General features: G+C 42.6%; 18 protein-coding genes. 10 read left to right on the top strand and 8 right to left on the bottom strand.

Annotated features, from left to right (window positions below; all coding sequences use genetic code 11):
• Nucleotides 1–61: 61 nt before the first annotated feature.
• The 6 genes from HX021_RS07000 to HX021_RS06975 all read left to right on the top strand — a co-directional run bounded on the left by HX021_RS07000 (nt 62) and on the right by HX021_RS06975 (nt 8,391).
• On the top strand, nt 62–1,474 hold the full coding sequence (locus tag HX021_RS07000; protein ID WP_353621022.1) for a glycogen synthase: 1,413 nt from the start codon (nt 62–64) through the stop codon (nt 1,472–1,474).
• A gap of 6 nt (nt 1,475–1,480) precedes the next feature.
• Nucleotides 1,481–2,764: a glucose-1-phosphate adenylyltransferase gene (locus HX021_RS06995; protein WP_286589437.1), complete on the top strand. Its 1,284-nt coding sequence runs from the start codon at nt 1,481–1,483 to the stop codon at nt 2,762–2,764.
• 163 nt (nt 2,765–2,927) lie between these two features.
• On the top strand, nt 2,928–3,689 hold the full coding sequence (locus HX021_RS06990; RefSeq protein WP_286589436.1) for a hypothetical protein: 762 nt from the start codon (nt 2,928–2,930) through the stop codon (nt 3,687–3,689).
• Between the two features lies 1 nt (nt 3,690).
• Complete coding sequence (locus tag HX021_RS06985; protein WP_286589435.1) at nt 3,691–4,473, top strand: M90 family metallopeptidase; 783 nt, start codon at nt 3,691–3,693, stop codon at nt 4,471–4,473.
• Between the two features lie 150 nt (nt 4,474–4,623).
• Nucleotides 4,624–6,405, top strand: coding sequence for a DUF4091 domain-containing protein (locus HX021_RS06980; protein WP_286589434.1), 1,782 nt, complete (start codon nt 4,624–4,626; stop codon nt 6,403–6,405).
• A gap of 252 nt (nt 6,406–6,657) precedes the next feature.
• Nucleotides 6,658–8,391: a thiamine pyrophosphate-dependent enzyme gene (locus HX021_RS06975; RefSeq protein WP_286589433.1), complete on the top strand. Its 1,734-nt coding sequence runs from the start codon at nt 6,658–6,660 to the stop codon at nt 8,389–8,391.
• A 174-nt stretch (nt 8,392–8,565) separates the two neighbouring features.
• Here HX021_RS06975 and HX021_RS06970 read toward each other — a convergent pair whose 3' ends face one another.
• Nucleotides 8,566–8,754 (bottom strand): hypothetical protein, encoded by a 189-nt coding sequence (locus tag HX021_RS06970; RefSeq protein ID WP_286589432.1) that lies wholly within the window; start codon nt 8,752–8,754, stop codon nt 8,566–8,568.
• A gap of 248 nt (nt 8,755–9,002) precedes the next feature.
• On the opposite strand from HX021_RS06970, the gene HX021_RS06965 reads away from it, so the two are divergent.
• Nucleotides 9,003–9,491, top strand: coding sequence for a hypothetical protein (locus tag HX021_RS06965; protein ID WP_286589431.1), 489 nt, complete (start codon nt 9,003–9,005; stop codon nt 9,489–9,491).
• Here HX021_RS06965 and HX021_RS06960 read toward each other — a convergent pair.
• Nucleotides 9,471–9,872 (bottom strand): diacylglycerol kinase, encoded by a 402-nt coding sequence (locus tag HX021_RS06960; RefSeq protein WP_286589430.1) that lies wholly within the window; start codon nt 9,870–9,872, stop codon nt 9,471–9,473. The genes HX021_RS06965 and HX021_RS06960 overlap by 21 nt on opposite strands.
• A 191-nt stretch (nt 9,873–10,063) precedes the next feature.
• Here HX021_RS06960 and HX021_RS06955 point away from each other — a divergent pair, with 191 nt between their 5' ends.
• Nucleotides 10,064–11,230 carry a MalY/PatB family protein gene (locus HX021_RS06955; protein ID WP_286589429.1) on the top strand — a complete coding sequence of 389 codons (1,167 nt, stop codon included), beginning with the start codon at nt 10,064–10,066 and terminating at the stop codon, nt 11,228–11,230.
• 104 nt (nt 11,231–11,334) lie between these two features.
• Here the strand turns inward: HX021_RS06955 and HX021_RS06950 are convergent, their stop codons facing one another.
• Nucleotides 11,335–13,497 (bottom strand): S46 family peptidase, encoded by a 2,163-nt coding sequence (locus HX021_RS06950; protein ID WP_286589428.1) that lies wholly within the window; start codon nt 13,495–13,497, stop codon nt 11,335–11,337.
• 227 nt (nt 13,498–13,724) lie between these two features.
• Here HX021_RS06950 and HX021_RS06945 point away from each other — a divergent pair, with 227 nt between their 5' ends.
• Both HX021_RS06945 and HX021_RS06940 read left to right on the top strand, forming a co-directional pair.
• Nucleotides 13,725–14,663 carry a hydrogen peroxide-inducible genes activator gene (locus HX021_RS06945; RefSeq protein WP_286589427.1) on the top strand — a complete coding sequence of 313 codons (939 nt, stop codon included), beginning with the start codon at nt 13,725–13,727 and terminating at the stop codon, nt 14,661–14,663.
• A 6-nt stretch (nt 14,664–14,669) separates the two neighbouring features.
• Nucleotides 14,670–16,469: a chloride channel protein gene (locus HX021_RS06940; RefSeq protein ID WP_286589426.1), complete on the top strand. Its 1,800-nt coding sequence runs from the start codon at nt 14,670–14,672 to the stop codon at nt 16,467–16,469.
• A 97-nt stretch (nt 16,470–16,566) separates the two neighbouring features.
• Here the strand turns inward: HX021_RS06940 and HX021_RS06935 are convergent, their stop codons facing one another.
• The 5 genes from HX021_RS06935 to HX021_RS06915 form a co-directional block, all read right to left on the bottom strand.
• Nucleotides 16,567–17,157 carry a riboflavin synthase gene (locus HX021_RS06935; RefSeq protein ID WP_286589424.1) on the bottom strand — a complete coding sequence of 197 codons (591 nt, stop codon included), beginning with the start codon at nt 17,155–17,157 and terminating at the stop codon, nt 16,567–16,569.
• A gap of 479 nt (nt 17,158–17,636) precedes the next feature.
• The gene (locus HX021_RS06930; protein WP_286589423.1) at nt 17,637–18,230 is read right to left on the bottom strand and encodes an RNA polymerase sigma factor; all 594 of its coding nucleotides are present in this window, start codon (nt 18,228–18,230) and stop codon (nt 17,637–17,639) included.
• A gap of 165 nt (nt 18,231–18,395) precedes the next feature.
• Nucleotides 18,396–19,904 carry an arylsulfatase gene (locus HX021_RS06925; RefSeq protein ID WP_286589422.1) on the bottom strand — a complete coding sequence of 503 codons (1,509 nt, stop codon included), beginning with the start codon at nt 19,902–19,904 and terminating at the stop codon, nt 18,396–18,398.
• Nucleotides 19,901–21,424 (bottom strand): sulfatase family protein, encoded by a 1,524-nt coding sequence (locus HX021_RS06920; protein WP_286589421.1) that lies wholly within the window; start codon nt 21,422–21,424, stop codon nt 19,901–19,903. The genes HX021_RS06925 and HX021_RS06920 overlap by 4 nt, the downstream gene beginning before the upstream one ends.
• Nucleotides 21,425–21,487: 63 nt before the next feature.
• Complete coding sequence (locus tag HX021_RS06915; protein ID WP_286589420.1) at nt 21,488–23,143, bottom strand: RagB/SusD family nutrient uptake outer membrane protein; 1,656 nt, start codon at nt 23,141–23,143, stop codon at nt 21,488–21,490.
• Nucleotides 23,144–23,148 lie beyond the last annotated feature (5 nt).

The following is a 23,148-nucleotide window of genomic DNA, read 5'->3' as shown; positions in this document are numbered from 1 at the left end:
AAGATGCATGCGTGTTGATAATGAACAAATAATATTAAATAATGAACAATAACCTATTCTGATGAAAGTATTTCATTTAAGTGTCGAATGCTATCCTGTGGCCAAGGTTGGTGGCCTGGCCGACGTGGTTGGGGCCCTGCCAAAATATCAGACCAAACTGGGGGTGGATGCCGGAGTCATTATGCCCTGGTATGACCGGCCATTTGTCAGAGATCACAAGTTTAGCGTCATTCATGAAGGAACTTTTTACCAGGGATCCGAATTATTGAACTATAGCGTATATCATGAAGAAAACAATACACTCGGTTTTGACCTTTATCTCATCAAAATACCGGGTAAATTAGATCGGCAGGAAGTCTATTGCTATCCAGATGAGGGGGAGCAGTTTATCGCATTTCAACATGCTATACTGCATTGGTTTAAGCAGGAAATGATCATTCCTGACCTTGTCCATTGCCACGATCATCATGTAGGCCTGATGCCTTTTCTGATGAAATATAGTAATGAATATAATTTTCTGGCAGATGTCAAAACCGTGGCCACGGTTCACAACGGTCAGTATCAGGGCTGGACCCATTGGAGTAAAGCGATTTTATTGCCTGGTTTTGATAGCTGGAAATGGGGCTTGTTGGACTGGGACGGTGTCATCAATCCGCTTGCGGTATTGATCAAATGCTGTGATGCTTATACAACTGTATCTGAAGGATACCTGGAAGAACTTTATGTAGAAGCCAATGGACTGCAGCAGCTGTTTTATGATGAGCGGAATAAATCATGGGGCATTGTCAATGGAATAGACTGGGAAATCTGGGACCCACAAACAGATTATACACTGGCCGGGAATTATGGACCTGCAAATGCTTTTGAGGGTAAACTGAAAAATAAGAGGGCCTTGGCGCAACAGTACAAAATTGATCCTGACCTTCCCTTGCTTGTCTTTATCGGTCGTTTTGCGACAGAGAAAGGGGCTGATTTATTGCCGGATATCGTTTCTAGCCTGACGGCAAATGATCCGAACCGATTGAGTATATTTATATTGGGCGCCGGAGATCCGGCCATCCAGTCAGCGATAAAAGCGCTTATAGACCATGGAATCGAAAATTTTGATGTGTTTTTTGGTTATGATGAGAAGCTTGCGCATTGGCTCTATGCCAGTGCTGATTTTCTCTTGATGCCCTCTCGTGTTGAACCATGTGGACTTAATCAGCTTTATGCCATGAAATACGGTACCTTACCGATTGTACATCAGGTTGGTGGCCTGAAAGATACCGTTATTGATCTGCAGAAAGATGGTTATGGGGTAGGTTTTGAGACGTTGGATATTACTGACATCAGGTCAGCGATTGGTCGGAGTCTCCAATTTTATGAAAATAAAACGGAGTTTGAAGGTAATCAGCACAGAATAATGAATCTGGATTTTTCTTGGGACAAATCCGCAGCGAAATATATTAGTCTATACAACCAATTAATTTAGTTTGATATGTCACGTCACAATGTAGTAGCTATTGTCTTGGGCGGAGGAAGGGGTTCCCGTCTGTACCCGCTGACCGACCAAAGGTCTAAACCGGCAGTTCCCATTGCCGGGAAATATCGTTTGGTGGATATTCCAATCTCGAATTGCCTCAATTCGGGTTTTAATAAGATTTTTGTATTGACACAGTTCAATTCATCGTCGCTAAATTCGCATATAAAGAATACCTACAACTTCAGCATTTTTAGCAAAGGCTTTGTCGATATTTTGGCTGCTGAACAGACCAATGATGGTGATAAGTGGTTTGAGGGCACAGCGGATGCTGTTCGCAGGTCATTCCGCAAACTGGCGAGTATTGACTATGAATATGTGCTGATTTTATCTGGAGACCAACTTTATCAAATGGACTTTGATGCATTAGTTGACTTTCACGTGCAAAATGAGGGCGATTTAAGCGTTGCCACCATTCCTGTAAATGCCAAGGATGCAACGGGCTTTGGTATCCTTAAGTCGGATGAGAATAATCATATCCACTCCTTTATTGAGAAGCCCAATAGTGAACAATTGGCAGACTGGAATTCTGAAGTCAATGATCATTTAAAAGCGCAAGGGCGAGAATATCTCGCATCAATGGGAATTTATGTATTTACTAAAGGCGTGCTGAAACGCTTATTGGAAGAAAATAAGGGGATGGACTTTGGAAAAGAGATTATTCCAGATGCGATTGAACAGGTCAATGTTCTCAGCTATCAATATGAAGGGTATTGGACCGACATCGGTACGATAGGCTCATTCTATGAGGCCAATATCGGACTGACAGATAATATTCCTGCTTTTAACTTATTTGATAAAAATACAGTATTCACACGGCCACGTATGTTGCCTCCATCCAAGATTTCAGGAACTACCCTGATCAATTCCGTTATTTCGGATGGGTGTATTATACAAGCAGATAAGGTGGACCGTTCGGTGATCGGGGTGCGGTCCCGTATCGGGATTGGTTCAGTGATCCGTGGAACCTATATGATGGGATCGGATTATTACGAGGATTTTACCGATATGGATGAGGCGAAGAGAAAAAATATACCTGTGGTGGGCGTGGGTGAACGCTGTTATATTGAAAATGCGATTCTGGATAAGAACTGCCGTATCGGAAATGATGTGCGGATCAATGGCGGACCACATTTGTTGAATGCCAATCATCAGACCTATACCGTTTGTGATGGTATCGTCGTCATCAAGAAAAACGCCGTTATTCCGAATGGGACTACAATTGGATTGGCGACGGTTTAAATTTATTGAACAAGGAAGATAATATATTGTTATTATTGCATGTTATTTTAATAAAACATCATAGGTATATGACCACTCCATGGCCGAGGCTATAAAGCCAACAGTAAGCGGGGGGCTGTAACCGTGTCTTGCTGTTTGAAAGCAAGTAATAACAATAAATAGTATGCAGTTGAGACAAATTATCTTCCTTTTTTTCGCCGTAATAACTTTTAGTGGCTGCGATACCTCATTGTTGGTGCAGAGCACGGGAGTGCTCCGTGATGCCTCCAGGAAGTTTGAACTCCGTAACGGAGCACGAAGCGTGCTCTATATCCCGATGCGTCACTTGGGGACCCGTGTATATTACGATCAGATACAGCATGCTGTAGATTCTCTTCAAAAAGCTGGGTATGTTGTTTTTTATGAAAGTATCGCTTATCAAGTGGACAGTGCTGCCGAGCGAGATTTATATGACCGAAAGTTCAGGAAATTGACGGGCAACAGGCTGGGGCTGCAGCAGTGTATCGAGACACCGGGAGACACGAGCCGGATTCTGAGGGCCCCGATGTACAGAAAATTGGGGCAACGCATCATCAGTCAGCCGGACTATTCTTTCTTCTTGGTCAATTATGAAACGGCAGTCAAGGCTGACATTCCTAAAAATAGACTGCTTGACGATTTTGAATATCTGTATGGGGAGATAAAACTGGAGCCCTGTGATTATGATACACCGTTGAATGAACCTTATGGATGTAAACCCATAAAGGCCTCGCTCAAGAATAGATTCGATAAAGAATTTGTCATGCGGAAAAGAGAGGAAAACCTCGCTTCCCTTGTCGCAGATGCACCGCAGCAAAAAATATTAATCTTATTTGGAACATCCCATTTTAAAGGCTTTTTACGTAATTTGCAAGCCAGAGATCCGCGTTGGATAAAGATAAAATAATATGTTAGGAAAGGTTTTTATTATACTGCTCATACCAGTTACCATTTACGTTGTTTATTACCTGTTAAATCGTACCGCCAAAAATAGCAAGACGATCAAACGGGTCCTGAGCGATCAAGGTAAGGAGATCCTGGAAGAGGAAGTTGCTTATTATCGTCAGTTGTCCGGCCAGGACAAACAAGAGTTTGAAATGCGCTGTCTGAAATTCCTGGATACAGTGAAAATTGAAGGCGTCGGCGTGGAGATCGAGCTGAAAGATTATATGATGATTGCTGCGAGTGCCATTATTCCCATCTTTGCGTTTAAGAACTGGACCTATCCTAACCTGACCAATATCATGGTGTATCCTTCCCAATTTAATTCAACCTATCAATTTGAGGGGCATGCAGACCGGAATATCATGGGAATGGTAGGGGAAGGGGCGATGAACGGCCAAATGATCCTATCCAAGTCAGCATTAGCATATGGATTCAAAAATGCAGGTGATGGTCACAACACAGCAATCCATGAATTTGTGCATCTTATTGACAAAACTGATGGTACTGTTGATGGTATCCCCGAAAACTTATTGGATAAAACGGGAGTCATTCCATTTATGAATTTGATCCGGGAAGAAATCAATAAAATAAAAGCGAATAAATCGGATATTGATGCCTATGGCATGACTAGTCCGGCAGAATTTTTTGCTGTGGCATCTGAGTATTTTTTTGAAAATCCTGAGAAATTTAAATTGAACCATCCCGAGTTATATCGTTCACTTTCTGAAATTTTTGAACAAAGTTAAGTAGAGATAAACAAAAATTTAGTATTTTTAAGGCAAACAGAACTTGTTTGCTTTTTTTGTTGCTTATGCTTATAGGCTTCAAAACCTGCAGCACGATATGTGTCTATAGGCTGCAAGCGACTTCCTAAAATTTTGATAATTACAACTGTTATGCCTAAAACTACTATTTATTCTACTCTTGCACTTGCATGCATGTTATTTTGCGGCAGTCAGCAAGGTTATTCCCAGCAACGCTATGATCTTGGAACGACTTTCACTGAGCTGGCTGATCCGACGAAGGATACGCTTTCCGATTGGTCCAATGTTAAGGCAGGTTTGCATGCCTCCTTTGTATCGATCGACAAACGTTATCCAAAATCGGTAAACCCCAACTTGACTGTACAGCAGCATGCCACCCTGGAAGCCTGGAAAGGCGAGCAGGTTTCGGCACAGATACTTCTCTGGACAAATGCGCAACTGGCCGATGTGGTGGTCACACCTGGAGAGCTTAAGACAGAGGCGGGTACATCCATGGGGGCTGACGCGGTACAGGCCCGGTTTGTGCGTTATGTCATGACGGATGAGTTTGCGAGTGGCTGTGGACATCGTAAGCCTGAAGACTTTAAAGCATCCCTGTCGGCCGATATGCTCGACGATCTAAAAAGCTATGATCTTGAAGCAAAGAAAGTACGCCCCGTATGGATTACGGTGAAAGTGCCGGCCGAAGCAGCCGCAGGAGCTTATAAAACGGTTATCTCTGTCCAACAGAATGGCCAAGTACAAGGGCAGTTGCAACTTACTGTCCATGTACAGAACCATGTATTGCCCCCATCCTCACAGTGGACTTACCACCTGGACCAATGGCAACATCCATCAGCTGTAGCCCGTGTCAATCAGGTTAAAATGTGGAGCGATGAGCATTTTGAAGCATTGAAACCAACAATGAAACAGCTGGCAGCAGCTGGACAAAAGGTCATTACCACCACGCTGAATAAGGATGCCTGGAATGTACAGACTTACGACCCTTATGCAGATATGATCACTTGGAAGAAAGGAAAAGACGGAACCTGGACCTATGATTATACCGTTTTTGACAAATGGGTTCAGTTTATGATGGATCTGGGAATCAATAAACAGATCAACTGTTACTCACTACTGCCCTGGAACAATGAGGTTCATTATTTCGATGAGCGCAAGAACGAACAGGTCAACGTCGTTGCCAAGCCCGGAACACCTGTATTTGAAGAATTATGGACGCCTTTCCTGAAGGATTTCAGCAAGCATGTCAGCAGCAAGGGATGGTTGAAAATTACCAATATTGCCATGGATGAACGGGCCCGCGAAGAAATGGATCCAGCAGTGGCATTATTGGAACGTGTGGCCCCTGAATTTGGGGTTGCCTTTGCCGATAATCATAAAAGCTACCAACGCTATCACAAAAGCACGGACATCAGTGTTGCAGCAGGGGATCCATTTGATCATAAGGATTTGATCGATAGACGTAAAAAGGGATATATCACGACATTTTATGTCTGTTGTTCAGACGAATTTCCGAATCAATTTACATTTTCGGAGCCAGCAGAATCTACTTACATGGCTTGGTATGCATTGGCAGCGGGGTTTGATGGCGCCTTACGCTGGGCATTCAATTCATGGGTAGAAGATCCATTAAGGGATTCCAGGTTCCGCACATGGCCAGCAGGAGATACTTATATTGTCTATCCGCAGGGAAGAAGCTCCATCCGTTATGAACGCATGTTGGAAGGCATCCAGGATTATACCAAAGTAGGGATTCTTAAAACAAAGTTAACAGCTGCAAATGATCAGGCTAACTTGACAAAGCTCAATGCAAAAATAGCTAAGTTGAATACCGCCAAGCGTTATGCAGACTGGAACAAGGATCTGAATGATGCAAAAGCCTTTGTGAATGAGCTGTCCAAGCAGCTTAAATAAATAATAAATGCAATTGATGCATAGAAAAGCTATACCATGTCACCAGGTATAGCTTTTTTTATTCTACTCTTCTCTTCGGGTAAGTTCTGCTGTTGGTGGGACCACAAAACGCTGATCCTGTACAAGGTGTCACGGAAAGTGCTGAATCTTTAAAATCAAAACCATTGCTGCACATCATTGTTGTTATAAAGAAGCGATGACATGATCAGGATGTTGTCGCAGTATCGACTACTTAAAACCATCATGATAAATATGAAAAATGTAGCACACCAGATTGTAGGTATTTTAAAGGATGCGGGAATCAAGCGTATTTATGCAGTAACAGGAGACAGTTTGAATTTTTTCAACGAGGCGGTTCACGAGGAGGGGACAATGCAATGGATCCATGTCCGGCATGAGGAAGTCGGTGCGTTTGCCGCCACCGCTGAAGCAGATTTGCATGGGATAGCCTGTTGTGCCGGGAGCAGTGGGCCTGGGCATGTGCATTTGATCAATGGAGTTTATGAGGCGCATAAAACACGTGTCCCCATGCTGGTGATAGCTTCCACCTGTGCTACTTATGAATTTGGTACCGATTACTTTCAGGAAACAAACCCGGTCAAACTCTTTGATGACTGTTCCTGTTATAACCAGATGATCACCCGACCGGAACAAGTGCAGCGTATGGTTCAAAATGCAATCCAGCAGGCGATATCAAAGCGTGATGTAGCCGTGATCGGCTTGCCAGGTGATGTCTCAGAAATGGAAGCCGTCAAGATGAATACTTCTTCTAAAGTATTTTTTACACAGCCTCAAATACGGCCTTCAGAAATGGAGATCGGACATTTGGCACAATATATTAATGAAGCCAACAAAGTGACTTTATTTTGCGGTGTGGGGGCAAAGAATGCACAAAAGCAAATCGTAGAACTCTCCCAGAAGATTTATGCCCCCGTGGGCTATTCCTTTAAGGCAAAACTCGATATCCAGCGGGATAATCCCAACGAAATAGGCATGACTGGATTATTGGGCACAGCTTCTGCATTTCAGAGCATGCATCAGTCCGATCTCATCCTGTTACTGGGGACCGATTTTCCATATAAAGATTTTATACCGACCGACAAAACTATTGTACAGATTGATATTGATGGCGAGAAGTTGGGAAGGCGGTCGATGGTGGATTACGGTCTGGTTGGTGATATTGAACATACCTTAAAAAGCGTGTTACCATTTGTAGAAGCCCGGACAGATGCAAGTTTTCTGCACAAACAGCTTGATGCATATGAAAAAGTAAAAGAAGATCTGATGATTTATGTCAATGACGCTGGCAGTGAATATGCTATTCAACCAGAGTTTGTCGCCCATACCATTGATCATAAGGCCAGTGATGATGCTATTTTTTTGGTTGATACCGGAATGTCCTGTGTTTGGGGGGCACGGTATATCAATCAGCGCCGGGACCGTAAGATGCTGGGGTCTTTTAATCATGGATCAATGGCAAACGCCATGCCTATGGCCATTGGGGCAGCGCTGACCTGCCCTGACCGGCAGATCATCGCTTTTTGTGGCGATGGGGGACTCTCTATGCTGTTGGGAGATCTGGCGACAATAAAGCAATATAACTTGCCGATTAAGCTGTTTGTCTTTAACAACCGTGCACTGGGTATGGTGAAGCTAGAAATGCAGGTGTCTGGACTTAAAGACCAGGAAACGAATATGGTTAATCCGGACTTTGCAATGGTTGCCCAGGCCATGGGAATCCGGGCATTTACCCTAACCCAGCCCGAGGAGACCGATGAAGTTATTAGCAAGGCACTTGCCATCACGGATGAACCTGTACTGGTGGATATTTATACCAATCCCAATGCCTTGGCCATGCCACCAAAGATATCGTTCAGCCAGATGAAAGGTATGACCGAAAGTATGGCAAAACTGATGCTTTCGGGGAATTTTGAAGAAGTGTGGGATACCATTAAATCCAATTATAAACATTTAAAATCATTATAATATAGCCTGGCGGTAATAACAATCTGCGCGGGTAATAAATAAAAACAACATACCCTAACAAAGCAGTCTCTCCAAATTTGTGGTTTGGAGAGACTGCTTTGTTGGAGAATAATACCTTGAAATAATAATTGAGTCGTTAGGTAGTTGGTGCTGATTGCAAAAGCTGCCTATCGATCAGCATTGACGCTGAACAAACCATAGGCTCTTCAGTAATTCTTCTTTACAGCGGCGAAGTTTTTCCAGTTTGGATTCCGTGGAAACAGACACAGTCTCTTTAACAATAATAGCCAAGTCAGTCTCAATGGATAATTTTGTGAGTGAGGTAGACCCACTGTCAAATTTCTTAAAGCTTACATCTTTCATACTAATATTGGTTAAGAATTCTTGAATTTTATAGTGTACAATTTACTAATAAAAATTAGCATTGCAATAAAGGCCGGATAATTTTATTGTTACTAAATTGTTTATTTTTAATATATTACCGTTATCTAAACTTATAAACAATATTTAGCGACTTTTTGTTTTTTTTAGCTTTAAATATTAAATGTTAGTTATTTTAAAACAATAAGCTTTGCTGATTGCTATTCATTATACAAACAAAAATTGGACAGATGAAAATACTTAATCTCGGAATATTGGCATTGATCGGTGTGACCGCCTGCAATCAGGGCGAGAAAAAACAGGCCTCAGTGACAACCGCAGCAAAAGAAAGTACGGTCGGTGATGATGTCACTACGGACAGCAGCTATATGCTTGAGGGGGAGAAAAGCTATCAATACCTGAAAAATGGGGATACGATATCATTAACAATCGAAGTGAAAGCGGGCAAAGTAGAGGGGGATCTGACCTATGCCTGGAAAGAAAAAGACCGGAATACGGGCCGAATTGCTGGCGTACTGAAAGACAGTGTTCTATTGGCCGATTATACTTTTTCATCAGAGGGCTTGCAGTCTGTCCGGCAGGTTGCTTTTAAATTAGCTCAAGACCGGGCGATTGAAGGATATGGACCGGTGGAAGAAAAGGGTGGGAAAATGTCTTTTGTTGAGCCCGATAAGCTGGTTTATGACGAAAAATTTGTACTAGAAAATGTGAGAGACTGATGGAGTGAAATAGGAAATGATCTTAGGGATAAAGATGATTGCCCCGATCAGAAGTGCAGTGATGCTGCTGAGCATAACGGCGGCGGCGGCAATATCTTTAACTCTTTTTATACGGGGATGACGTTCGGGACAAACAAAATCGGCGAGATTTTCCAATGCTGTATTCAACAGTTCACAGACAAAAACAAAACCGATGGAAAAAATAATGGCCAACCATTCATAATGACTTACCGTTAACAGGAAACCGCATACAATAGCTAAGCATGCTGCCATCAGGTGCACTCTGAAATTATGTTCTTCTTTCCAGGCAATCTTCAAGCCATTCCAGGCGTAACGAAAACTGCGCAATCTATCTTTTATTGAAAAATTGTTGTCAGACATCGTGCTGTGTTTTCTGTAAAGATACTCTTTCTCTTTGTTTTTGTCTCTGTCTATTTTACGAGAACATTGTTGTTATACAGGTCGGGGGAGAACATGAAAAAGTTCAGTTTGGGGGAACAGGAGCTTTTGGCTGGGGAGAAATTCCCAATGGTTTTATTGGAAATGGTCTTGGATTTTAATTAACTTGCTTTATGATCTATAATTTCGACAAAATTATTCCCAGACAGGGCACTGATTCGGTAAAATGGAACCAACAGGAGCTGAAGGATTTAATCCCTTTGTGGGTTGCTGACATGGACTTTCCTGCCGCACAACCTATTGTTGATGCGCTCATGCAGCGTGTTGCACATGGCATATATGGTTATGCGAAGGTTCCGGATACTTTTTATCAAGCGGTGATAGCCTGGTCAAAACGAAGACATGGGTTTGATCTGCAGCCTAAATGGTTACTGCCCGTTCTGGGGGTAGTACCGGCATTGTCAGCCATCATTAAGGCTTTTACCGTGGCAGGCGATAAAGTATTGATACAGGAACCTGTTTACCACTGTTTTTTTTCGTCTATAGAACGTAATCAATGCGAGGTGGTTTCCAATGATTTGATTTATAAGGATGGGAAGTACACGATCGATTTCGATGATTTTGAAGCCAAAGCAAGTGATGCCAAAGTGAAGCTCTTTATCTTATGCAGTCCACATAATCCGGCAGGAAGGGTATGGACCAGAGCAGAGCTGGAACGTCTTGGTGGGATTTGCTTGAAACATGGTGTTAAGGTTGTCTCTGATGAAATTCATTGTGACTTGGTGTTTGAAGGATACAAACATATACCTTTTGGGACCATCAGCCCGGAATTCCTGGCCAATTCCATTACCTGTATTGCTCCCAGTAAGACCTTTAACCTGGCTGGACTGCAGGTGGCGACAGTCATTGCAGCAGACCCCGATCTAAATAAGAAAGTACAGGAAGCTTTTTTAGTCAATGAAATTTCCAGTATCAGTCCCTTTGCGATAACAGGACTGATTACTGCCTACCAAGAAGGTGAGGAGTGGCTGCAGCAAGCCCTGTCTTATATACATGACAACTATAGTTATTTAAAACATTACCTGGCTACACATTTACCCGCTTTGGGACTCACTGCCTTGGAAGGGACTTATCTTGCCTGGGTAGATTGTACAGCCTTGAATTGCTCAAGCCGGGAGCTTGGGCAATTGTTGCTGCAGGACGCCCATCTCCAGGTGAATGTCGGTGCGATGTATGGCAAGCAGTCTGACCAGTTTATCCGGCTAAATATCGCCTGCCCAAGAAGAATCCTGGAAGAAGGCCTGGGCAGGTTGAAAGATGCACTCCAACCCTTATTGTAGCATAAAAAGCAATCCCGTATATGGCGGAAATTTATAAAAAAGGCAGCTGTAGCAATTGCTACAGCTGCCTTTTTGCTGGATGCGGACCGTAGAAATGTTCAGTATTAAATGCCCATTTCTTTTAGGATAAATTGTGCATTATCAATTTTGTCTGCTACCCAAAGGACATAGCGGATGTCTACGCCGATGGAACGGCTATAACTTTCGTTCCAAGCGAAATCATTGATTGTGGCATCGTAGGCACGGTCAAAGTTGACTCCAATTAATTCCCCGTTTGCATTCATGATCGGTGAGCCAGAATTTCCACCTGTGGTGTCCATATCATAGAGTATATTGACAGGTACGGAGCCTAAATCTTTTTTGAGATAGGGGCCAAAGTTTTTATTCAGGTAAGCCGTCTTTATTTCTTTTGGGTAATCGAATTCGGGCAGACCAAGGTTACCTTTCTGGATAATTCCTTCGATCGTCGTAAACGGTTTCATGTAAGTAGCATCAGCAGGTGTGTAACCTTTGATGTGGCCGTAGGTTAATCGCAACGTCGAATTAGCATCAGGAATGAAATTTTTGGCTTGAAAGATTTCTTTGACAGCAACATAATCGCCCATCAATTTATTTAGTACGCCTTCTCGTCGCTGTTGCTCAGCAGCGAAGACAACAATATCCTGATCCAGACTGTTTTGGAAATCTAATAATTTGTCGTCAAACTGCTGGAGTGTATGGGCATCTGCCAAGACAGTATTTAATACATAGTCCTGATCAGCTAATTTGCTGTTATTGATGATCTGTGTGGCATAGTGTTGTGCCGTTTCGTTGTTCAACTGAAGTTGTTGGATGGATGCGATCTGATTTTTCCCCTGAAATGCAGCGGCATCACTCAGCATTTTTCCAAGGATACGTTGATCAGCCTGTTTGTTGTAGCTTTTATAAATTTCCTTGAGGCTGGCTTTAAGTTGAGCGACATTATTGTCAAAGAGCTGCTTTGCCGCAGGTGTAGATTTTTCCTTCATCAAGGCTATTTTTAATACCTGGAGATCGCGGGCCACCTTTAGTAAGCTGGTACTGTTATAGATGTTGTTGAACCAGAGTTCTTTGAATGCATCTTGGTCACTCACTTGATAATAAGCAGCGATGTCATTTAATAGGTTACCATACTTGTCTTTAAGTTCCGGTTTACTTAAAATAAATGTGGCTAAGGCTTCGTCTTCCTGTTTTTTTGTGGTAAGCAGATCGATTCCCCGGAGACCCTTAAGTTTGCCGCGATAGTTTTTAAGCACATTGGCATTGCGCTTTATCCGTGTAGCCAAGGATAATGCGATATCCGTATTATCTTTACCAGCTTCTTCCATTTGCTTATTCTGGAAATCATAAAGGTTGGAAACATACGGCAATAGATAGTCCTGCTGATACTTGATATATTGAGCGGGGCGGTGTCTGAATGTTTTTCCAGGGTATCCCAAGATAAAGGTGAAGTCATTTTCATTGACCCCATTGGGATTGACTTTCAGGTGCTTTTTGGGCTGATAAGGGACATTGTCCTGGGAATATGGTGCAGACTTTCCGTCTTTGTTGACATAGGCCCGGAGGAAAGAGTAGTCTCCGGTATGACGTGGCCATACCCAATTGTCGGTTTCACCACCAAATTCGCCGATATTTTGACGTGGAATATAGACTAGGCGGACATCTTCGATGGTTTTATAGCGGAACAGCACATAGCTTTTTCCAATAAACATCTCTGATACTTCGGCTTTGATGCTCGGGTCTTCCTTTTCAGCTTGTTTCACCAATTCTTGCTGTTTGCGCTTGATCGTGTTGATGCGTTCTACAGGATCACTGATGTTGGCAACCGCATTTAGGATCTTAGCGGAAACATCTTCGTAAGAGTCTGTAATCCTTATTTTCAATCCTTTAGCCTCAATTTCCTGCGCTTGATTTTGTGCGACAAAACCATTTTTAAGGTAATTGTTGATTGCCGTGCTCGCCAGCTGCACAGCGGAAAAAGCACAATGGTGATTGGTAATAATCAATCCCTGGTTGGAAACAAAGGAGCCTGTGCAGCCACTGACTTGGACCAGAGCATCTACCAATCCCACCTGACCGGGATTATATATATCCTTTTCACTGATCTTTAATCCAGCTTTTTTTAATCCAGCTCTGCTTAGTTCACTCAGCGGGTACATGCCCTCGTCAGGATTGGCCTTACTATTGGAGACGTTCACAGTGGATAAAAATAGTGCTAGCGCAACTGTTGTACTATTGATAAACTTCATATGGTTTTAAATATGTCAACTATCGTAAAATTTCAAATTTAAGAAAAGCTTTCCGATGAATGGGACTTTTATGTAAACTAATGTAATAATAGGGGATAAATCAGACTTTTTGGCAAGGTATTTATTGTATAATAATTAGGCTGAAATATTGATCGCTGCGTTAAATATTGCAGATTTGCCACCGGTTTACCGGAGTATTCGTAATTTTGCGCTTTAAAGATGTTAACATGACCTTAATCCAACTGGAATATATTATTGCTGTCGATACATATCGCAGTTTTGTCGCTGCTGCTGAAAAATGTTTTGTGACACAACCGACCCTGAGTATGCAAATACAAAAACTTGAAGAATCCTTAGGCGCCAAAATCTTTGATCGAAGCCGTCAACCAGTTGTTCCAACAGAAATTGGAGAGAAAATTATTCTTCAGGCTCGTCTGGTGTTAACAGAAAGCAGAAAGATTAATGAGATTGTGCAGGATAAGAAAGGCGAAATTGAAGGTACGCTGAAAGTCGGGGTAATCCCAACAATTGCGCCCTATTTATTGCCTAATGTCCTGACATCCTTTATGGAGAAATACCCCAAACTACAGTTACAGATCTGGGAATATACCACCGAACGGATCGTCCATGAATTGAAAGTAGGTCTATTGGATTGTGGGGTGCTTTCAACTCCTTTGAATGACCCGGGAATCTTGGAATCTCCGTTATTCTACGAGAATTTTGTCGCATATATCTCGAAAAATAGCCCATTGTTTTCCAAGAAAGTACTGCATGGAGATGATATTGCTGATGATAAGCTGTGGTTGCTCAATGAGGGGCACTGTATGCGTGGTCAGGTACTGAACATTTGCCATCATAAACATAATCAGGATCTTTCGGGCCGCTTCGAATATAACACAGGTAGCGTGGAAACATTGAAAAGGATGGTGGACATCAATGATGGAATAACAATTTTGCCGGAGCTATCCATTTGGGATTATGCGGATGAGCAGCTTGATAAGATACGTTATTTCAAATCGCCTGAACCTGTACGTGAAATTTCCTTAGTCACCACGCAAAATTATGTAAAGCGGCATGCGATTCAAGCGTTGGAAAAAGAAATACTATCCGTTGTACCGGATAAGTTCAAAACAAAAAAGAAAAAGGAAGTATTGAGCTTTCAGTAAGAAGATATGGCAAATCTCAACGAACGTTTTTTTAAGAAGATCGATCAGATCAATCAATGGCGAATGAAGAAGGTTTCAAATAGAAACTTTATTATTCTCTTGGCTTTTTTGGTTGGAATTGTCGGTGGTATCATGGCTTCTGTATTAAAGCGACTAACTCATTTTATTGCGACCACCATACAGGATGATGTAGATTGGAAAGTGAAATACTCGGTATACTTAATCTTCCCCTTGATCGGTATCCTGCTGAGTGTATTTTTTGTGCGCAAGTTTTTAAAAGGGAAAAAAATGGAGCATGGAATCACGCCGATTATCTATGCCATTAGCCGAAAGGGGAGCCGTTTGGATCCAAGCAATATTTATTCGCAGGTGGTCACTTCAGCCATTACGGTTGGGTTTGGTGGATCTTGTGGTTTGGAGGCTCCAGTGGCACTTGGAGGGTCTTCCATAGGGTCCAATATGGCCCGTTTTTTTGGATTACAATATAAAGAGGTGACCATGTTACTGGCCTGTGGGGCAGCAGCGGGGATTTCAGGAGCATTTAATAGCCCACTGGCGGGGATGATTTTTGCAATTGAAATATTACTGCCAGAGTTTTCGATCCCGGTATTTATCCCATTATTGATTTCCTCTGCCCTGGCCTCTGTCGTATCCCGGATCCTGTATAGCGAGCCCTTGTTTAGCACCTTTAATTCAAACTGGCAAGTGTCTTCCCTTTTATTTTACTTGCTAATGGCTGTATTAGTGGGATTATATACCGTTTATTTTGCACGTGTGTCCACCGCTGTGGGCAAATGGTTTGCCAAGATCAAAAATCCCTATAATAAGGTATGGGTAAGTGGGGTAGCGCTGGGCCTGATGATTTTTATATTTCCTGCGCTTTATGGGGAAGGATATATCACGATACAGCAGATTCTCAATGGGCAGTTTAATGCGATTGTCAAGAATAGTCTGTTTGCTGATTATAAAGACATTGGCGTAATGGTACTAGGGTATACCGTTCTTACCTTATTTGGTAAATCTTTTGCAGCATTATTTACATTAAATGGTGGTGGTAATGGCGGCGTATTTGGTCCTAGTTTAGTCATGGGTGGTTTATTGGGATTTGCGTTTTCCTACGGTATCAACTTAACTGGCATTGCCGAACTCAATGTGCCCAACTTTGTTGTTGCCGGAATGGCCGGAGCCCTGAGTGGCATCATGCATGCTCCATTAACCGGTATTTTCTTAATTGCGGAAGTAACCGGAGGTTATACACTGATGGTACCATTGATGTTGGTATGTTCAATTTCTTACCTGATCAACCGTGCTGTGCTCAAACATTCGATCTATACCAAGGTATTGGCCGAATCCGGAGATCTGATTTCTTATGAGGATAAGGATCGGTCTGTTTTGAGCATGATGCGGATTAAATATGTGCTGGAAACCAATTTTGTGATTTTGCGTCCCGATGAAACGCCTAAAAGCCGACAGTCCGATATTATTCATAGTAAGCGCAATATTTTTCCGGTAGTCAATTATGAAGGCAAATTTATGGGCATTCTCTACAGTGAATTTCTATTTTCTGTTTTATTGGGTGAAGTGGAAGGACGGGACACCGCATTTGAAAAACTAGCACAGAAACCGAACGATACGGTCAGAATAAACGAGAACATGGAAGTGGTGATGGGCAAGATGAACAAAGATGACACCTGGATATTGCCCGTTCTTGGCGAAGAAAATAAGTATATGGGCTTTGTCTCTAAATCAAGTGTATTTAACAAGTATAGAGCTTTGCTGATCCGACAAGGCCATTACCTGGAATAAGTTTGTTTATAAAATATCCAATATCCGTATGGATAGATATGCTACTGCTGTTTCTAACGATGCGGATATTGGAATAAAACCTGTAAAGTTTACTATATTAAGCTCTCATAGCCATAATTTTTGTGACGTATTTGCCAATGATATCAAATTCTAGGTTGACCGTTGTACCTACTTCGACCTGTTGGAGATTGGTGTGTTCAAGTGTGTATGGAATGATTGCTACGGAAAATTGATCATCCTGTGAATCCACCACGGTCAAGCTTATTCCATTCACTGTAATGGATCCTTTTTCAACTGTGATATTCTGTTTGGAGGAGTCGTATTGAAATGTAAAAACATAACTTCCATTTTCATCTTTCTTTTGGACGCAGATGGCCGTCTGATCCACATGGCCCTGCACAATATGTCCGTCAAATCTTCCACCTGCCAATGTACAACGCTCTAGGTTAACCAAATCACCGATTTTTAATTGAGCGAGATTGGTCTTTTGTAAGGTTTCATCAATAGCTGTTACCTTGTGAATATGATCGTTCAGACCAACAACTGTCAAACATACACCATTATGGCTTACACTTTGATCTATTTTCAGCTCATTCGAAATAGGGGAACTTACATAAAAATGGATGTTGCTTTTTTCAAATTCAATATCTTCTATTTTCCCTAAAGTTTCTATGATTCCAGTAAACATGGTGTTAAAATTTTGATTAGCCCAAAGGTACTAAATTATAAAAGTAAACCCTCTTTTCCTTATATAAATTATACGCCGGTATGACAGTAAATTTTGATATCAATATAAGTAATGTGTTGGTTAAATACTGTGTTTGGAACTATGCTGGCAGAGTAATTTTAGAAACCCGACTGTAAAAATTGCAAAAAGATTGTAGTGTATATTGTACACTTACTATTCTTTCTGTGATCCTAGTGTTAAAACAAATTTATGGGAGTTGAAAAAAAATATGACAAAATTTTTGTTTATTTCATTTGAAGCACTATCTTTGTCATAGGTTTAGGTTGATTGCCTCTTACAAAGAGGTATTTATAAAAGCTTAGCAGGTCGCCCGACCGTATGCTAAGCTTTTTTTTATTAAACGTATTTCTTTTATATATCTTCGGTAACTATTTGGTAATGAGGTTTTTTATTTTACCTTTTCCGTTCGTCTAAATAGATTAGGGTTTGAACAGCTGTAGTGCTGCCATTGAAATCAAAAAAAGGTATTCAAAATTCTTTGACTTGAATCGTTCTTTTAAAGCAAGAAGGGCTTTGGAGCGTGCATAATAGATATTGGAAGGACTTGTATTCAGGGTTTCGCAGATTTCGGCAGTGGTCCGTCCCTCTAAGAAGCTTAGTTTGCATATTGCTGCTTGTTGTTTGGGCAGCATATTGATTTCGGAGAGCAGTAATTCGGTCAGTTCGGTACGGAATATTTTTTTGAGAATATCATCTTCGGCAATAGACATGTGTTGAAGAATATCCAGTTCTTCGGTCTGCATTTTGAAGCGGGTAGACCTTTTCAGGTCAATACAGGCATTCTTTGTCGCAATATAGAGAAATGCTTTGAGGCTTTCATAGCTTTCAACTTTCTGCCTATTGTTCCATAATTTAATAAATATATCGGATACAATTTCTTCAGCATCGGTTTTACTTCGGAGGTAGGAAAAAGCAAAATAACGGAGTGCATGGCCAAAATGATCCATAAAGAAGCATAAAGCTGTTTCATTCCCTTCTTTTAATGCGCTAATATGCAGATCTATCTGAAGCATGCTGTTGGTTACCGGTATTTGCTGTCATTCTAATAGGTAGATGGCAGTGTCAGACTCCCAATACGGATTCTCACAACTAAATTACATAAAAAACTTGGCTTGTTGTGCTTTTTAGAACAACAGGCCAAGTTTTTTCGCATCCAATTACAAAGATAGAATATCGTGTTACTTTTTTTGCATCTTATTGTCTATTATTTCCCATTCTTGAATATGGGCAGGCCTATGTTCCACCGTGACAATGTCATCAAAGTGCTTTAATAATTGCGGGTGCTTGTCCGCAAGGTTTTCCTGCTCCCAAGGATCGGCCGCCAGGTCGTACAGCTGCCATGCTGCTTTGGGATTTTTTTTCAGACCAAGCTTGACAGCTTTCCACTGCCCTTTACGTATGGCAACTTGTCCACCTTTTTCAGGATATTCGAAATAGAGGTACTGATGTTTTTTTTGATCTTTTTGACCTAGCCAGGTAGGGAGCAAAGAAAGGCCATTGGTATTTCCAGGATCCTGTTGGATCAGTTGGGCAAAGGTTGCCATCAGGTCATACTGTGCGGAGATAAGATCTGTTTCAGTATTGGCTTTGATCTGTCTGGGCCATCTGACGATCAGTGGAACTTTGATGCCACCTTCAAACACGTCCATCTTTAACCCTCGGAGTGAGTCAACACTGTTAAAGAACCGATAGTCTATTCCGCCATTAAAACCGGTCCCGTTATCGCTTGAAAAGAGAACGATGGTGTTTTCATCCATTCCCAATGATTTAATGTGCGCCATGATTTTTCCGACCTGCTCATCGAGGTAGGTAATCATACCGGCGTAAGTGGCCCGGGGATGTGTGGTTGCTGTATAGCCATCCTGCCCATAATAGGGGCGGTCACCAAAAAGGTCTTTATACTGGTCTATATAGGGTTGTGGTACCTGCAAGGACAAATGAGGCAGTGTATAGGGAAGATATAAGAAAAAAGGGGTATGCTGGTTCTTATCGATAAAGGCGAGGGCCTTTTCCGTCATGAGCTCCGGAGCATATTGCTGACCACCAAATTGTTCAAAATCTTTTGCCGTGGCTAGGGTAGAATCGAGTGGTGTATGGACAAATTTTTCTTTGTTTTGGAGGGGATATTTTTCTTCATTTTCCCAAAGGTGACTTGGATAATAATTGTGCGCCTGTTTCTGGTCCAGGTAGCCAAAGAAATAATCAAAGCCCTGTTTGTTTGGACTTCCTGTGGAGTTGTACATCCCAAGACCCCATTTTCCGATGGCAGCTGTACGATAACCTGCTTTTTTGAACATATGTGCCATGGTATAGGTTCCTTCGGGCAGTGGCATCTGTCCGCCTTCCAAGCTATCCGCAAAACCGCCCAGTTCATAGTTCCCCCGGATATAGGATTGCCCGGCATGTTTACCCGTCAGAAGCATACAACGTGCGGGGGCACATACGGGTGTACTTGTATAATGATTGATAAAACGGAGCCCTTCCCGTGCCAATTTTTGTAGGTTGGGTGTTTTGATGAGTTGCTGCCCATAGGGTTCAGTCTCGGCATAACCCAAATCATCCGCATAGAAAAAGATGATATTGGGGAGTTTTTTAGCATGTCCTTTTTGACCCGCAGGAAAATTTTGCTGAGCAAAAAGGTATCCCCATCCAAAGAGGATGAGGATAAGTGCGGTTATTCTTTTCATTTTTTACGTTCTGCTTCTAATAATTGCTTGAGTTCGGCCACTTTTTCAGGATATCGGTCGGCGACATTGTTTTTCTCTCCAATATCATTTTTGAGATCATACAACTGATCTTCGGGCAGGTTTCCGGTCTCCGTGTCCGTCAACTTCATGTAGGGGGTGCCCTTACTCGGCGCGATATATTTCCAGTTGTCCTTTACAATAGCCAGGGTATATGCATGTTGAACCATGGAGGCCCGACCTTTATTCTCCTGTCCGGTCAACGCTTTTAAAAGGGGTTCGCTATCTTTTGCTTCACCAGGGCGGAGGTTGACACCGACAAGCTGAGCACTTGTCGCGAGCAGGTCGATCTGACTGATCAGTGCATCGGAAACTTTTCCCTGGGCTACACCCTGTCCACTGACAATAAATGGAACCCGTGTTCCGCCTTCGAAAATACTGTATTTACCACCCCTGAGTGGACCAGCGGCTTGATGCCCATTTTGCTGGGCAACCGCTCCATCCACATAACCATCATCAAGTACAGGGCCATTGTCGCTGCTGAAAATAACAATGGTATTCTTGTCGAGGCCCAATAACTGGAGCTGTTGCTGAATCTGTCCGACGGTCCAATCAAGCTGTAGAATGGCATCACCGCGATAGCCCAGTTTACTTTTGCCTTTAAACTGTGTGGCGGGCATACGTGGTACATGAGGTTCTGTTAGGCAGAAATACAGAAAAAAAGGTTTATCCTGATGCTGTGAAATAAAATCTTGGGCTTTATGGAGAAATGTGGTGGATACTTCTTCATCTACCCATCTGGCACGTTTTCCTCCGCTCATATAACCAATTCGTCCAATTCCGTTGACAATGGTCTGATTGTGCCCTTGTCCGGGTGAGGATTGCATTTTGAGTAATTCGGGATGTTCCTTACCCGTGGGATCGTTGCCAACTTTTTTGTCATAGTCCACCAGAATCGGATCACTGGCTTCGGCAGCCATCACCTGACCATTTTCAAGAAATACAGTCGGTACGCGATCTGCAGTGGCGGGAAAGATAAAAGAATAGTCAAAACCAACATCATTCGGGCCTGGTTTGATGGCTGCATTCCAGTCTTTTTTTACCTGGTTACCAAGCCCCATGTGCCATTTGCCAACGATGGCCGTTGTGTAACCCGCGTTTTTAAAAACTTTGGGCAGGGTGATTTTATCCGTTGGAACGATCAGCTTGGCATCTCCGGGAAGGACGCCAGTCCCGTCCTGACGCCAGGGGTAAGTGCCGGTCATCAGGGCAAAACGTGAAGGCGTACAAGTCGCTGAAGAACTATGCGCATTGGTAAATCGTGTACCACTCTTGGCTAACTTATCCAAGTTTGGGGTCTCGATTTGCTGTGCACCATAACTGCTTAGATCTCCAAAACCAAGGTCGTCTGCATAGATATAGATCACATTAGGTTTGCTTATTTTTTGAGAAAGAGAAGCCTTTGGCAGCATAATCACCAGGCCTGCAGAAAGTAGGATGGAAAGGGATAAGGTCTTTTTCATTTTATAACGTGTTATAGACGGATATTTAAAAGGTATTGTCGGATGTCGACAGTACCCAATATACTATTTTAAATTTGGATTGATATTTATTTCGCTCTGTGGAACTGGCCAGTGCTCATCTTGTCCGGCCCTAAAGGACTTCGTGGTAACATACCAGCGGCTATAGGCATCTTTTTGCCCCCCTGTTTTTATCCGGATATTCTTGGCATTTGGAAAAGGAGCACCATAAAAATCACCTTTAAGCACCTCTTTTGCGATGCCCCAGCGCAATAGGTCCCAATAGCGAAGGCCCTCCAATGCGAGTTCAACGCGTCTTTCATTGCGTAGCGTTGCGCGTAAAGCTGCGGTGCTTTGTACATTAACGGCAGGCATATTGACACTGCTACGTCGCCTGACTGTATTAATTGTTTTGTCCAAGAGGTCGCTGGTAATGGGATCTCCATTTTCGAGTTTGGCTTCGAGGTAGCTGAGTAACACCTCTGCATAGCGGACAATGGGAACATCGGCGCCAGAGTTCTGTAAATTCCCGCTAAAACCTTCGTCATTAAACTTGCGTAAACCGTAGCCTGTACGTGTCGCCTGTTTTGTTGTGGTCAGCTGATCGATAGACAATGTGGAGTCGGGGTGCGTGGTATATTTTAAATTTTTGAAGCGATCGCCATTTGTGATCACGGTGAACCCCAGTCTTGGATCACGGTTTTCGCTGATGTTTTGTGCATCATAGCGCGCATCATCGTAGGAAAAAGCCGTTCCGTCGCTGAAGCCATAGCTTTCTACAAGGCTACCCAGTGGACAATGTAAGTGCCAGCCGCCCGCAATTGCCGGGAAATTATGCTGAAACATACCGTTTCCTGCAAGATCAACTAAGTACTGTGTGGCAAAAATTATCTCTTTACTGGATTCATTCCCCCCGTTAAAAAGACCTGCATAATTGGGATCTATACTGTTTTCATTGGCATTGATGATCTGCTCGTAGCTTTTGATGGCCTCGGCGTAGGATTTTTCTGACAGTTGGATTCGTCCCAGAAAAGCAAGTGCCGCCTGTTTGCTCGCGCGGCCCCTTTCAGCAGCTGTTAATGTACCATAGCTAGGAAGGTCGTTTGCGGCTTCTGTCAATTCGCGTTCAACAAAAGTAACCAATTCCTGTTTTTTTGCTTTAGAAACCTGATTCGCCTCATTGGGTGTCAAGGTTTTTGTCACCAAAGGAGCATCGCCCCAGTATTGCGATAGGTAGAAGTATTGGCAGGCACGAATAAACCGGGCTTCGGCTTTAAACCGGGTTAGAAGGTCTGCTGAAATTGGTGCTTTATCAATATTTTCAAGAAAGAAATTCGCTCGGGCAATTCTCTTATAGGATAGAGTCCAATAATTACCTAGTATACCGTTGTTACTCGTTAACGTGCCGTCGGATAGCTTATTGAAAACAGAATTATCTCCACGTCGATCGTAGGCATTGTCCGAAGCAAATTCCAGGTAAAGAAGACCGCTGTAGGACCACCAATCTGTGGGACTGAATTCGGCGAGGGAGTTCATCTGGATTTCAGCTTTGTATAGGCCGGTCAGCGCCAACCTAGCATTGGTTTCGTTTGTCCAAAAAGTTTCGTTTGCAAACTTATCCAATGGATTGGTCTCCAGCTGTTTTTTGCAGCTGGTGGTTAGGCTAGATGCGAAAACAATGCATAAAGCCAGTTTTATATGTTTATATGTTATACGTATCATGTTTT

Source organism: Sphingobacterium sp. N143 (assembly GCF_030325625.1).
In the GTDB taxonomy this organism is placed as follows: Bacteria; Bacteroidota; Bacteroidia; order Sphingobacteriales; family Sphingobacteriaceae; genus Sphingobacterium.
This window is presented reverse-complemented; position numbering and strand designations above follow the sequence as displayed.